Origin of the sequence: Bacteroides sp. 41_26 (assembly GCF_949740115.1) — a bacterium.
GTDB lineage: Bacteria > Bacteroidota > Bacteroidia > Bacteroidales > Bacteroidaceae > Bacteroides > Bacteroides nordii.
This window is the reverse complement of record NZ_CATJGZ010000087.1, coordinates 22,205-36,729: the sequence shown is the minus strand read 5'-3', so window position 1 is coordinate 36,729 and position 14,525 is coordinate 22,205. Positions and strand designations below refer to the sequence as shown.

The 14,525-nt window shown below is 38.7% G+C and carries 7 protein-coding genes; all 7 read right to left on the bottom strand.

From position 1 onward, the window contains the following. Nucleotides 1-2: 2 nt before the first annotated feature. The 7 genes from QX565_RS13100 to QX565_RS13070 all read right to left on the bottom strand — a co-directional run bounded on the left by QX565_RS13100 (nt 3) and on the right by QX565_RS13070 (nt 14,422). Nucleotides 3-3,962 carry a leucine-rich repeat protein gene (locus QX565_RS13100; RefSeq protein WP_289292983.1) on the bottom strand — a complete coding sequence of 1,320 codons (3,960 nt, stop codon included), beginning with the start codon at nt 3,960-3,962 and terminating at the stop codon, nt 3-5. Between the two features lie 99 nt (nt 3,963-4,061). Then, the gene (locus QX565_RS13095) at nt 4,062-5,915 is read right to left on the bottom strand and encodes a T9SS-dependent choice-of-anchor J family protein (RefSeq protein ID WP_289292981.1); all 1,854 of its coding nucleotides are present in this window, start codon (nt 5,913-5,915) and stop codon (nt 4,062-4,064) included. 19 nt (nt 5,916-5,934) lie between these two features. Beyond that, nucleotides 5,935-7,218, bottom strand: a complete 1,284-nt coding sequence (locus QX565_RS13090; RefSeq protein ID WP_221650118.1) for a DUF4302 domain-containing protein — start codon at nt 7,216-7,218, stop codon at nt 5,935-5,937. Further along, a complete protein-coding gene (locus tag QX565_RS13085) occupies nt 7,211-8,110 on the bottom strand; it encodes a zinc-binding metallopeptidase (RefSeq protein ID WP_221650117.1) in 900 nt (299 codons plus the stop codon). Before QX565_RS13085 ends, QX565_RS13090 begins: the two co-directional genes overlap by 8 nt. A gap of 24 nt (nt 8,111-8,134) precedes the next feature. After that, nucleotides 8,135-9,664: a RagB/SusD family nutrient uptake outer membrane protein gene (locus tag QX565_RS13080; RefSeq protein ID WP_255585828.1), complete on the bottom strand. Its 1,530-nt coding sequence runs from the start codon at nt 9,662-9,664 to the stop codon at nt 8,135-8,137. A 16-nt stretch (nt 9,665-9,680) separates the two neighbouring features. Further along, the gene (locus QX565_RS13075) at nt 9,681-13,292 is read right to left on the bottom strand and encodes a SusC/RagA family TonB-linked outer membrane protein (RefSeq protein ID WP_221650115.1); all 3,612 of its coding nucleotides are present in this window, start codon (nt 13,290-13,292) and stop codon (nt 9,681-9,683) included. A gap of 23 nt (nt 13,293-13,315) precedes the next feature. Further along, on the bottom strand, nt 13,316-14,422 hold the full coding sequence (locus tag QX565_RS13070; protein ID WP_221650114.1) for a FecR family protein: 1,107 nt from the start codon (nt 14,420-14,422) through the stop codon (nt 13,316-13,318). Nucleotides 14,423-14,525: the final 103 nt, after the last annotated feature.

Sequence of the window (14,525 nt, the reverse complement as noted above, 5' to 3'; positions counted from 1 at the left end):
TGTTACTGAATAACTATCTTATAAGTACTAATTGTATTGTCTTTTGTTCGGATACATACAATGTATATACCTGTTGAGTCTACAGCTACTTCAATGCTCTGATTAGCTTCACCATTTGCTATGACTTGTCCGGTAGAAGTGAGTACGGAGTAAGTACAATCTTCTGTAGGGATAATTGTAATATTGGTATCAGTAGCATAAATTCGGGCTATATTCTCATTCGTTTTTTCCAGTCCTGTTCCTTGTGTTATTACACAGGAAGTTGTCTGATAGGGTTCATTGTAATCTGTATAATCAGGATATGCTTTGGAAGAGATAACACAGTAGATTGCACCATCTGGTATGGTATTGAAACGGAATTTACATCCTTCTGTTACCGTGTAGTCTTTTCCTGCACTAAGTTTTTCACCCGTACTGGCAAGATACCATTCAAAAGTAGGATAGACCCCATTTGGGAAGTATGAATCGGCCAATCCTTTCTTTTTCACATACCAGTCCGAAAAATCAATTGTTTCATCAGTCTTATAACTGCTTGCCAATTCATATTTCATCACTTTATCTTTCTGATATATATATGACATTTTTATCTTCTCACCTTCGGGAAAGTTTGGCATGATCATATAATTGTATGAGCAGTCGATTTCCAGAATCTGATTCAGACTTTCGGGAACCAGTATCTTTGTCAACTCGTTATATGAGCAATCCAGATACGTCAGGTTGATATAAGAACTTATATCCAGTGTTTTTAAGCCATTTTCTTTACATGTCAGAGAGGTCATGGTAGCTGCATTTTCCGGAAGAGTCGCTTCTTTTATTCCACTACAATTCAACATCTGTAGATTGGTGTATTCTTTCAGATTAATGCTGGCTAATGCTGTATATTCACAATTTAATTCTGTTAAAGCTGTTTTTACAGTCGGAAGAGTAAGAGTTGCGAGTTTGGTATTGCTCTTACAGATTAATTTACTCAGCTTACTACATGTATTAACATCCAATTCTTCTAATGAAGAATTATTGGTGGCTTCTAATGAAGTTAAATTGGTATACTTACTCAAATCTATTGTCTTTGAGGATAGTTTTTTCAGGATGACAGTTTCTAAATTCTCTGTTTCGTCTGGCAGAACAATTGTGGCGGCACCGGATGGAGCATAATTCAGATTTTTCAGTCCTGACCAATCATGTATGTCCAGATTTCTTATATTACTGTTTTCAATAGTCAGGCTGGTTATAGTTGCTATATTTTCAGGGTATGTTATTGTTGCGATTTTAGAACTTTCTTTTATAGAAAGTATTTCCAGTGCTGTACATCTGCTTAGATCAACTCCAGTGAGATAATCGCAGTAGGCTAAAGAGATTTCCTTTATTTTGGCTGCATCTGTATAAATCTTAATAATCTTTGTATCTGTAGGTGTACCTTGTATAGATGTTTTTGTTGAATTTATAACTTTATCAACCAGATTTCCATCTCCCCAGTCTATTTGAATGGTTGTATTATCTTCTGTTGCCCCAATAGAAAAGCCAATGCTCCTTTCATTGGATGTAGTGAGGCTGATAACCGGATCGGCTGCTTTCTCGATAATTACATCCGTAGTACGATAAGGAGAGTTATAATCCTGATAATCAGGATATGCCTTAGAAGCAATAACACAATAGGTATTACCTTCAGGGACTGTATTGAACCGGAATTTTGCAGGTTCTGTCACAGAGTAATCTTTTCCTTCTTCCAGTGGTTCTTTGCTTCCATTTACATACCAGGTGAAGGTAGGATAAACTCCTTCCGGGAAATAAGAGCCTTTGATACCTTGTTTAAGAACATAAAGTTCGGATAGGTCTATTATATCATTTGTGGTATATCTTTCACTTAGAGTGTATTGTGAAACTTTCTCTCTCTGGTCCATATAGGTCAAATCGATCTTCTCACCTTCCGGGAAGTTGGGTAAAAACAGATAGTTGTAAGAACAGTCGATATTGATATCCTGGTTCGGATTCCCGGGAACTTTTATCTCTGTCAGTTCGTTGTATGAACAATCCAGATACGTTAGGTTGGTACATGAACTTATATCCAGTACTTTCAGGCCATTTTCTTTGCAAGTCAATGAAGTCAAAGTAGACGGATCTTCGGGGAGGATTGTCTCTTTGGTCCCGCTACAATTTAATACCTGCAATTTGCTATATTCTTTTAAGTCTATGGCTGTTAGTGCAGTATATTCACAATCCAGTTCTGTTAAAGTTGTTTTGATTTCCGGTAGAGTAAGAGTCGTTAGTTTGGTATCTCTTTTACAAATTAGTTTTGTTAACTTGCTGCATTTACTCACATCCAGTGTTTCCAATGCAGAGTGAGAGGTTACTTCAAGAGAAGCCAGATTGACATATTTGTTTAAATCTATAGCTTTTAATGATAATTTACTGAGAACGATACTTTCCAGGTTTCCGGCTTCGTCGGGTAATACAATAGTACTGATACCGTAAGGACTATATTTTAGGTTTTTGAGGCCAGACCAATTATGTAAGTCTATATTTTTTATACTGCTATTGTCAATGGTGAGATTCTCCAGTGTGGTTATATCTTCCGGATAGACAATGGAAGTAATTTTAGAGCTTTCCTTTATTGATAAGGTTTGCAAAGCTGTACATTTACTTAAATCGACGCCTGTGAGGTAATCACAATAAGCTAAAGAAACTTCCTTTATCTTAGCTGCATCTGCATAAATTTTAATATTTTTTGTTCCTGCAGGAGTACCCTGTATAGAAGTCTTTGCGGAGTTTATAACTTTATCAACGAGGTTTCCATCTCCCCAGTCTATCTGTATAGAAGTATTATCTTCAGTAGCTCCTAAGGAGAAACCAATAACTCTTTCATTGGATGTAGTTAAAATGATAGCCGGCTCAGCTGCTTTTTCAATAGTAGTATCGGTAGTCCGGTACGGAGAATTGTAATCCTGATAAGCCGGATAGGCTTTGGAGGCAATGACACAATAAACACTATTTTCGGGAACTATATTGAATTTGAATTTTCCAGGCTCAGTTGTTATGTAGTCCTTTCCTTCTTCCAAGGGATCGCTGTTTCCGTTTGTATACCAGTTGAAGGTAGGATAAACTCCATCTGTAAAGTAGGAACCTCTAATTCCTTTTTTAGAAACGTAAAATTCAGACAGGTCAATAATGTCATTTGTTGTATAACTTTCATTTAAAGTGTATTGTGATACTTTTTCCCGCTGGTCCATATAGTATAAAGTGATGTTTTCACCTTCGGGAAAATGAGGCATGATCATGTAATTGTATGAACAGTCTACAGACAGATTTTTATCCGAACTGGGAGTTTGGATAGAGGTAAGAAAGTTATAAGTACAATCCAGATTTGTCAGATTGGTATATTTACTGATATCCAATGTCGTCAGACCACATTGTTGTAACGTTAAGTCATTCAGAATATCTGTATTTTCCGGAAGTATCAATGTTTCTAATGTTGCATCTGCATTGGATAAGGCAAGTGTCTTAAGCTTTGTACATTTACTTGCGTCAAAAGAAGCCAGATTGAGATATCTACAGTTGATCTTTGTCAATTGATTCTCTGTAGAGGAAGGGAGAATAATTTCAGTTACACCTTGGCAACTTGAACAGGACAGTTCTGTTAATGCCAGACATTTACTGAAATCAAGTACTTTTAGAAGTTTATTGGAAGAGATTTCAATCTTTTTCAGCTTATTGGCATCTCCGTATACGTTGACTGAAGTACCCGAAGCGGAACCATTGACTGCTGTTCCGGTTGTTTTAACCGTTTGTTCTATTGCTCCCTCACCAAAGTCTACCTGGAAAACTGTTTCTTCAGTTGCATACAGTTTAAAACTGATTTTACCGGCAGTACAAGTCATGTTGATAATAGGTTCATCTTCATTTTTCTCTGCCCATACGCCAATGACTATCAGTGACATAAGACAGGTAATAAGTAGTCGTTTTTTCATATCTTCCGATGTGTATTAGTGAATAAATATTGTCCGGGACGTCAAATACGGGATTTTACGCCCGGACAATTGTTAAGAATAAAGTAAAGAGAGAGAGTTTTATTTTTTGATGACTTTTATAGAAGCATTGATAGAGTCGCCTCCAACTCTTATCAGGTAAATGCCTTCGGCCCAGTTTGACCCCGTAACAGTTATATTAGCTTCATTTGTAGTCTTCTCATAAACGGTTTGTCCGTTAGCATTGAATACACGAATTAATTTCGATGTATTATCTCCGGTTTTTATGTTGAAGTCAGAGTGGAATACCGTTGGATAAACGCTGATCTTATTGTCTTCTACCTTGTTGATAGAAGTTCCTTTTACCTGATGGAAAGTCATTTCCGGTGATAAATAGAAAGAGAATCCGGTTTTATCAATCTCGTTAAATGGCCAGGGAAGATCAGGTACACAATACCATCCTCCGTTAAGATTTAACTCTGCGGCTCCTGCTGCATGAATCCGGACATAAGCAGAAGCAACTTTATCTGCTCTGTACACATCACAAACCAAAGCTAATTTGGTAGTTGCATCCGGTACGATAGATTCGTCCAGTTCTATAGATAAATAGAATGTTCCTTTGACTTTTATAGGAGTTGCAAATTTAATTTTTCTGATGACATCTTCGTAGTCTACAGAAGTGGTACCGAAAGCACCGCTCATTGTTGTAACATATTCTCCAAATACATTATCCGGATCCGGTGCTCCCCATTTCTCTCCATATAATCTGACTTTTACAGGTTTACCTTTGTTAGTGGTAGCTGCTTTGTATACATACAATCTGAAATGAACGGCACTGACGGTTGCTTCAGCGTCAGCAGGCAGTTCAAATCTTTCAGCAAAGGTGGTATAATATCTATTTATACCACTAACGTAGTCATTTGAACCAGGAACATCTGTTTCCGGCATGAACAGTCCATCGTACATATCAGAACTGTTAGCAACAATGTCTGTAACATCCTCTTTTCCTAAAATACCTACATTTACAATGTCTGAGAATGAATCAGTGGATTTAGAGTTTGTTACAGTCAACAGAGGTTTGTAATCTCCACTCTCCGAATAGGTTACAACCGGACTTTCTTCGGTAGTAGTAGCCGGATTCCCGAATGTGTTCCATTGGTAATCAGTTGCATATTTAGACTGATTAATAAATGAGATAGGTTGTTCCGGATATACATAACGCAAGCGTTCTTTTATATGATTGGCATGAGTTGACCAAAGACCACCGTACGCAACGTATTTAGCTACAGCCGGAAAAGGATTTTCATTATCATAGACTTCAAAATTGTCTATTCCTACACCGTTTGCAGCAGTCGTGGTGAAACCAATTCCGAAGTAATAGATGCCATCGGTTTCAGGTATGAAATCAGCTTCTACTTTCTTCCATTCCTTGTACTTGATATTTTTTAAATCTACCAATGTGATACAATCAGCTTCCTTTGATTGTCCTTTACCAACAGTAAAACGTAAGCTTTCGCTCTTATTGGCAGACTCGGAGAGTCCCGGAGCCAATAACCAGAAACTGGCATGGTAAATTTTTCCGGCTTTCATCTCAAATCCGGGAGTATATGCCCAGTTATTTTCTGTTGCAGAAGAATAGGTACCGAGGCAATTAGGTTCGGAATATATATTTTTCCAACCATTGAATGTAGTGATGGCAAAAGCATCTTTGTCACCTGTACAAACCCATCCTTCGGGAACAGTCCGAATCTCATAACTATCAAAATCATTAGAATAGGGTAAAGTACCTAATGTAGTGGCCCGCGTTGTTACTGTCCGGGAGTTTGTTACTTCCGGTGTACCTACTTTCTCCGTTTTATTTCTTTGTGGCTTGATTTGTTGGGCATTCACCTGTGAACAAGCTAAAAAGACGAATAAAACCATCTGAATAAAAATGTAAAAACTCTTTCTTTTCATATTCGTAATTTTTATGTGGTTATTTAATGTATCTGATTGTTTTGAACCAAACGACGTCCGGGTTATCGTTTCTTCTGAATGTGATTTCACTCGGACTTTTCAGGTTGTTATAAGTCATGTTGTATGGTTCGTCATCACTCATGTATCCCAGAATCATTTTGAAATATTCCATATAGAAGTATCTGGCAAAATCATCTCCTCCTCCGGCGAAAATTATTTTCACCTGGTCGGCATCTTTTATCGGAACGAAGTCCATATAAAAATTAGCACTATACAATTTTCTGTCATTAATCGAATAACTGTATATAGTAAATACTTGATAAGGACTTTGTAAAGAGGCCTGTTGTAACTCTTCCGGACCTTGTCCATAAAGGTCTTTTTTCATGTTTTCGGCAGCAGTATTCCACATGGTAGTAAATCGGGGACCCATCTGTTTCGTGTCAAAGAACCAGTTACCTTTTTTTGTTACAAATGCTTCTCCTAAAGGCATTTGTGTGATTTGTACATTCTCTGCCCCTTCATCTGTACAAGTCAGGTGAGTTCTATCTTCCGAAGCAGTGAAATTCTGTATTGTTTTTCCTGCAATGGTTACGGGCTCTTTGAATTTGATGCCATCTGTAGTATAGATATAGGCCATTCCTTCGGCTGATGAACTGACTCCTTCCGGCAGATTGAAAGTCTGGTAACGTCCTATTTCCTCGGATTCTTCCATTTCTATAGTAGTACCATTTACATTCAAACGCATGGTGAATCCAGGGAAAGCTTCTATCATCTTATCCAACTTATTGCTGTAACTTTCCCATGTCATGTCATTGGGCAGAGGGATCATTTGCATTTTAGTCCCATTCTTTTTCCCCTTTAATTCGATTTTGTCTTTGGCTACATTAAGAATGATGAATTCATAGTCGCCCTCGTAACCAAGTCCATCCGGATTGGGATCGGAGAATTGGTGCAGTATGTGATTGTATGTATCAAAACTTAATATAGGGCCCATATCTCCCTTTATCTGATACATACTTGTAACCTGGTCGCCCGGTGATTCCAGTATGGGCGATTCTGCGGTAATACTTACTTCTCCCTGTTCGGAGAAGACCATGTAGAAACGGAAGCCTCCGTATTTGTTATCTTCGGGATAGTATTCAAAAATCCATCCGTTTTCCGAATCAGTCAGTATTTCCTTACACTGTTGCAACATTGCATTCATCCTGTTGGCAGAAGAACTGTCGAATATGTTTTTTTCATCTGAGCATGAAGTAATGCACAATGTAAACAAAGCAATGATAGTATAAGCTAATTTATTCATTGTATGTTGTTTTTTCATTTAAAATTGAATCAATATCTCCGGAACGTCTGATGATAATGGTTCTTAACTCATCAATGTCAATATTCCATGCAGTCATTAGCCATTCTTTTGCCATATCGAACTTGGTCTGTATTTTGGCAGCTCCCTCCGTTCCTGCATTTGCCAGCATGTTTTCCCAGAAACCATCCGGTTTAACAAGATAGTTGGCTATTATTTCTACAAAGTCTTCTTGTGGTTCCATACCTGCATAAGGAGTAACGAAACCAAGTTTCCAGGCTTGTTGCTCGGTTCTGTTTTGCCAGCCGGTAGACGAATAATCGGCTGCGGATATCTGATTATATTCGGTAGGATAGTTCTTTTTCTGATGCAGGATATGAGCAAATTCATGATGCATTGTTTCAAAATAGTATTCATTCAGCATCTCTACATCTGTAGGATCTATGGCATTCACCTTATATAATATGACTTTGATACCAGCTTCTGCCGAACCTAATACTTCTGTAGAAGAAGAGGCATTGATGGCTGATGAACCAACCAGCAGAATGACTTTGGGCGCATAGGTTCTCATGAAGTCTTTATTTTTTCCGGTTTTGTCAAATATTTCATCATAAGATTCAAGCCACAGATACTTGATAATTTTTGCCAGCTTTTTTGACTTCTCCACTTCGGCCGGAATAAGATTGTATGACATGTCTGCTTCTATGTCTTCCATCCGGTATTTGAAATCAATATTATATTCTTTCACATAGTTTTGAAGCAACCAATTGTCAAATTCTGTGCGCTCACGAGGAGTTGTATCAAAAATACTTTCTCCGAACTTATCATCAGAGCAGGAAGATATCATCACTCCGGTTAAAAAGATTACTAATGTGTATAATAAAACCTTCTTCATATGTTTCTGTACATTTATTTATTATTATCTGGGATTAGGTTGCATACCGGCTCCGATTGCATCTGCAGGTAATTGTAACACTCTTCTGGGGTCGTTTTTAGTCAGGATATCATCGGCTTGTCCGGATATATTGTGTTTGATTTCGATACCGAACCGTTTAATATCAAACCACCTAAGACCTTCGTGTACAGTTTCTATACGTCGGAAGTGCAAAAGACAGTACATAAAGTTTAGTTGCTTGTCACCGTCAATCTCAAACATTGGGTTTAATTCCGGACGCAATGCTTTATCTGCTGTTTTATAATAAGCATTGATGTAATCTTCAGTCAGCGGTTTTACCCCTTTCATCGTGTGTGAATCATACCAGGAAATCAAATCCTTTGCTGCATTGGAATAATCTTTCATATGAATATATGCTTCTGCGCGGCAAAGTAGTGTTTCATCAGTAGTGAAAACCGTATTTACGATATTCAGATACCCTATACCTGATATGACATCCGTATACTCAATAAATCCATAGAGTTTAGGATAGTAGGATGCCTGATCACCTCCATATATTTTATTTGCATGATAAAGATATTCCGGAGTTACCCAGGGTCCTAAGCTCCAGTAGGTTTCCTGCAGTTTGGCTGTATTCATTGCATATCTGCAATATTTAGAGCTCCAGTGGTTGTAATTCCACATAGATGTAGCGGGCATTAACAGGAGATTACATGGTAATTCAGCTTTTACATAGGCAATACCACAATCTTTTGCAGCGGCAATGCTCTGGTATTGCGTAAGGTTACGGAGCACTTTTGCCGGATTGTCTCCAATGGCCTTTGTGGCGTATTTAGCAGCTTTATCATAATTGCCGTAATATAGGTTGAATCGTGCGGCAAAAGCATAAGCTGCTTTCTGATTAAAATGGTATTTGATAACAGTACTTTTGTACTTTGTGTCGTCAATAAGTGGCAGACCTTCTTCTATATCACGATTTATCTTTTCATATACTTCCGCAACAGTACCTCTTTCATATTTTCCGGATACTATTTTTTCCGGTTTTTCTACATAAGGTATTCCCAGGTCTGCACTGCTTGTTTGTGGATTATATGCTTTACAAAAGACATTGGCCAGAATGAAGTGCGAGTAAGCGCGACAGATGAGAGCTTCTCCTTTGGCAGCCACTTCTGTTTCATCGTCTCCTTCGGAGGTGCTGAGGTATTCCATTGCATGATTGGCGGCGGCTATTGCCTTATAGTACTCATTCCAGATAAATTGTGGAGTATCCTGCTGGTTATCTGTAAAATCCTGCCATTTGTAGCTTTCTTCCACACTTTTATTAAAAGAGATATAGAGTGGTCCGTTGTCTGCAACATTGTCAGACATTAATTCTGTAACTTGTACGTAAGTTCCGGTAGGATAGGCCGAGACGAGTAGTTGCAGTACTTTCTCGTTATTGTCGAGCTCGGTTCTGTTATCCGGCATTTTGTCCAGAAAACCGTCACAAGAGGATATCATCAGGAGCATTGCTGTGACTCCAAACCAGGTTGAGTATTTATTTCTATGTTTCATATTCATTGCAGTCTTTTTATAATCCAAGTCTTAAAGTTAAAGTGAACTGTTTGGGTACAGGAGAAGCAACTCCTCCCGAGCGGAAGAATTCCGGATCCTGTCCGTTTAATTTGGAATCCGAATAAATCAGAAATAGGTTTGTAGCTTGTAATTTAAGTTGTAGATTGTTCAGCTTGAACTGTTTGATCCAGGCTGGATTGAAGTCATATGACAAAGAGATTTCTTTCATTCGGATAAAATCACCTTTTGCTACACGAACATCCGAATAGTTGTATGCATTATAGGCATATTTCAGGTTTGGAATATCTTTCACCTGGCGGGTATGAGCTATAACCGGTATGTTGGTATAGGCTTCATCTCCCGGTACGGTCCATCTGTTCCTGAATTCTTTGGGCATGGCGTCCAGATCGGAGTACTCGCTTTTGAATACAGGGTCAAGACGAACTACATTTCCAAAAGAATAAGTCATGAAAACATTCAATTTAAAACTCTTATACGAAAAGATATTGCCGAAACTTCCTGTAATAGTCGGGTCGGTGGGACCTTCATATTTCAGAAAATCTTTCTTTAGGGCTTCCTGGAAGTTGATATCTGTAATTGTGACCTCTCCGTCTTCGTTGATAAAAGTAGGGAGTCCATCTTCATTCAGACCCTGGAAAGGAATGGAAAATAATGCACGTACAGGATACCCTTTTTCTGCAAATCCCATACCGGAGATAAGGCTCATTACACGTGCTTTTGAATCCAGTTCGGTTATTTCATTCTTTGATTTTGAGAAGATGAAATCCGTGGTCCACTGAAAATCTTTAGTACGTATATTTTTTGTTGATAAGGTAAATTCCACTCCGCTTGATTTCATGGAAGCTACATTGGCATACTTAGTACCCTGTCCGCCACCGCCTTGAGTGTTGATAAGCCCTATTAAGTCGTAGTTATTACGGGTATAATAATCCAGGCTCAGATTAATTCTGTTGTCAATGAAGCCAAAGTCGGCACCCACATTAAACTCATGTTTCTTCTCGTAAGTCAATTCACTGTTTTCCAGATCTTCTATTTGCAAACCTGATTCTTTCACACCTGCAAAAGGACGAAAGGGGGAGTAGTTACGATATACAACACGGGAATTGGTGACAAAAGCGGGTCCTCTGTCGGCTGTAAGACTATAGGATGCTTTCAATGTAAAATGAGACAGAGCCGGAGTTAGCTTCTCAAAGAATTCTTCTTCGTGCATATTCCACGCAGCAGCTACATTCCATGTGGGTAGCCAGCGGGCTGAACGGGCTTTACCCAGTCTGTTGGAACCCTCATAGCGGATTGTTCCGGTAGCTGTATATTTTCCCATATATGAATAGGTACCCATCCCGAAAAAAGCGAGGTTACGTGAATAGGTCAAATCGTTGTAGTAATACTGGTTATTCTGTTCTATTCCTTGTTTAAATATAAGATAATCATAAAAGGGTATACCTCCCTTTTCGTATTGATATCCCCATCCTCTTGACCAGTATTGGGTCCGGTCGGCTGAATTGGCCTCTGTTCCGGCAAACAGATTCATGATATGTTTGTCTTTGAAACTTGTGTTGTAGCTTAAACTGGCTCTGAAATCATAGCCCAATAATTTATATTCGTTTTTATCAAATATACCTCCTTCCGGCAAAACGACAACTGGCAAAGAATTGGGGACATCCGGATTTTTATATAATAGGGGATTCCTGTCGCGTATAGTAGCGTCCCCTGCTGCTCGGTATGCTTCCGGTTGGTTTGAATTCTCTTTTATCAGATGGTCTTGTGAAGTCATCTGATATTTTACGGCTCCTACTACATTGGCCTCGAGTCCTTTGATGATTTTCCAGTTTAGTTCACCCTGAAATTTAAGGTCTACTACATCCAGGTCAATATAGTTTTTATCTAATTCATTCAGGATGTTGAAAGGGGCATAATTTCTTGTATAATATACAAGTCCTTCGGCATCTTTCAATGCCAATGTTCTTGAAGTGTTCAATGCGTAGCTATACGGGTTGATGTCAAAATCCCGTCTGACTTCTCCGCTTACCACGTCTATCTCCTGGCTTAAAGTTCCGGGAGCTTTCTGTTTTCTGTATGAACCATTGGATAATAATGTTAGTGTCAAGTTATTAGAAAGATTGAAAGAAGCATTTGCGTTGGCTGTATATCTCTTGACCGAGCTGGCTTTTGTCCATCCCGGGTCATTGTAGATACTGATTGAACCATAGTATTTAGCTTTCTCCGTACCAGAACTGATACTTATTGAGTGGTTCATGGTAATGTTATTGTTGAACAATTCATCAAACCAGTTTGTATTTCTCATTTCGGCCATTTGAAGGTAGGCGGCCTGTGCTTCCGGAGTATTCACTAATCCCCATGACTGATCCTTTGGGTTGTAGGAATTAATGAGCTGGTACATTTTTCCGTATACTCCACTGTTGGAAGCTCTGTAGGTATCAGAAAAAATCAACCAGCCTTTTTCTGCCATTTCATTATAAACACCCATTTGTTCTTGGGACCCCATTATGTTGAAATTGTCATAATTGGGCTTTAATCGGGAGGTAAATTCTCCCGTATAATTAATGCGGCTGACACCGGCTTGTCCTCTTTTGGTAGTAATAACCACAACACCAGCCATCGCTCTGGCACCATATATTGAAGTAGCCGATCCGTCTTTCAAAATTTGAAAGCTTTCAATATCATCGGCACTTAGTCCGGCTATTGCCGAACTTATAAGGGTTACAGCATCACCGGAAGATAAGTCGTCGGCATCAATTTCTACCGCATCTTCCATAACCACTCCGTCAACGACCCATAAAGGTTTCGAACTACCATAAATAGAAGTGGCACCACGGACACGTATTTTCGGGGCTGTACCAAATGTTCCGGATACATTTTGTACAGATACTCCGGCGGAACGTCCTTCCAAAGCACGGCTTACGTCCGGTATACCATCCAAACGTGCATCTTCTGCCTTAAGTCTGTCGGTTGCACCGGTAAACAAACGTTTATCCACCTTAGTCATACCTGTTACAACAACCTCTTCCAGCATTTGGGAATCTGAACTAAGCGTAATTTTTATGTTGCCCTCTTTTATAGGTAACTCTTTGGTTTCCATTCCAATGTAAGAAACAATCAGAGTCTTTGCTTTTTCGGGAATACTTATCTGAAAATGTCCGTCGAGGTCGGTTACCGTACCTACTGTCGCATCTTCTTTGAACCTGACACTTACCCCCGGCAGACTCTCTCCCATATCATCTACTACTGTACCTGATATTTGTTTGTTTTTTCCCTTTTCTGAATTTTGGCGGGGCTTGAATATCTGAATGTATTTATCTTTTATTTCATAATTCAAAGCTTGCCCTTTCAGGATAATGTCTAACGCTTCGTTAATGGACTTGTCTTGGAAGTTGATCGTTATTTTTCGTCCCAGATCCACTTCACTCACATTAAACCATAACGAATAAGTAGTTTTTGCTTTTAGCTGTTCTAAAGCTTCTTTGACTGTTACATTTTTCAATTCAAGAGATATATTTTTCTCTTGAGCAGAAACGATTTGTGCACAGACCAGAAAACAGGTGATTAAAGCCATCTTCATGAGGGCTTTCCATTCTTTTACATACATCGGCGCTATTGTTAAAGTTGTAATTAATTATTTCTTGATATGATTATTTCATCTCCATTGATTGTGTAGTGCAGGTTATTGTTAGCTGCCATAATATCGAGTATCTTCGTTATTGTTTCATCGTTCCGGAAATCACCATAGAAGCGCTCCGTACATAGTTGTTTGTCTTTTATTTCTATTTTGACATTGAATGCACGTTCAAGGTCGCGTACAATCTGGCTTAAAGGTTCTTCATTAAAGAATAGTGTGTTTCTTAATGTCACACTGGGAACCCGGATTGCCGCAGTAGGTTGTCCGGTTACATTGCTCGAAATGGCATCCAGTATTTCCTGTTTGGGCTGTGTCCACATTGCGTAACTTTGAGCATCTACGCTTTTTACAGTTACACGATTTTCTTTTTTATTAATAACAGCCTGTTGGTTGGGGATAAGTAATATGTTTTTTGCTTGTCCTTCTATACTGCCTACATTCAAGCTTCCTTCAACCAAAGTAACCCGGGCACTTTCATCTTCGGCATATGATTTGAAGTTGAATTTGGTGCCAAGTACTTTTATTTTCACTTTCCCGGAAAGAACACTGAATGGGAGAAGTTTATTTTTAGTAACTTCAAAATAGGCTTCGCCATCCAAAGAAACATTTCTATCAGATTGTCCAAAGCTCTCCTGATATGAGAGGCGGCTACCCGAATTTAACCAGACAGAAGTCCCGTCCGGCAAAGTTACTTTAGACTTGGAACCATAAGGTATTTCGATGGTTTGTGCCAGATGGGAAGAAGAGGGTGATGTAGAAAGTGCATAATAAGAGCCGACTCCTAATCCGAATGCGATAACAAATACAGCGGCATATTTCATCCATGGATGAAGAGTGATAGAGTGTAGTTTGCTTTTCCGGGGCTTTTTCAATCCGGTCTTCTTTACAAAATGCGTATATGCAGATTCTATATCCGATTTGAAGAAAAATCTGTTTCTGGATATACGCATGCTTTTTATTAAGAAATAGTATTCTTTGTATAGCTGCCTGTTTTCGGCACTACTTTCGTACCATGCTCTCAAAACTGCTTCTTCTTCTTTTGAAATCCGTTTGGAGAATTGTTTGTCTATAAGATTAAAAACATCAATATTACTATTCATACTTGTCGTCTTTTATAAGTAGGACGACCGAAGAATTCAATAGGGTAGTGAGAAACTATATATTTTCGATAAAAAGTTTATTTTTTATCGAAAAAGATATCAC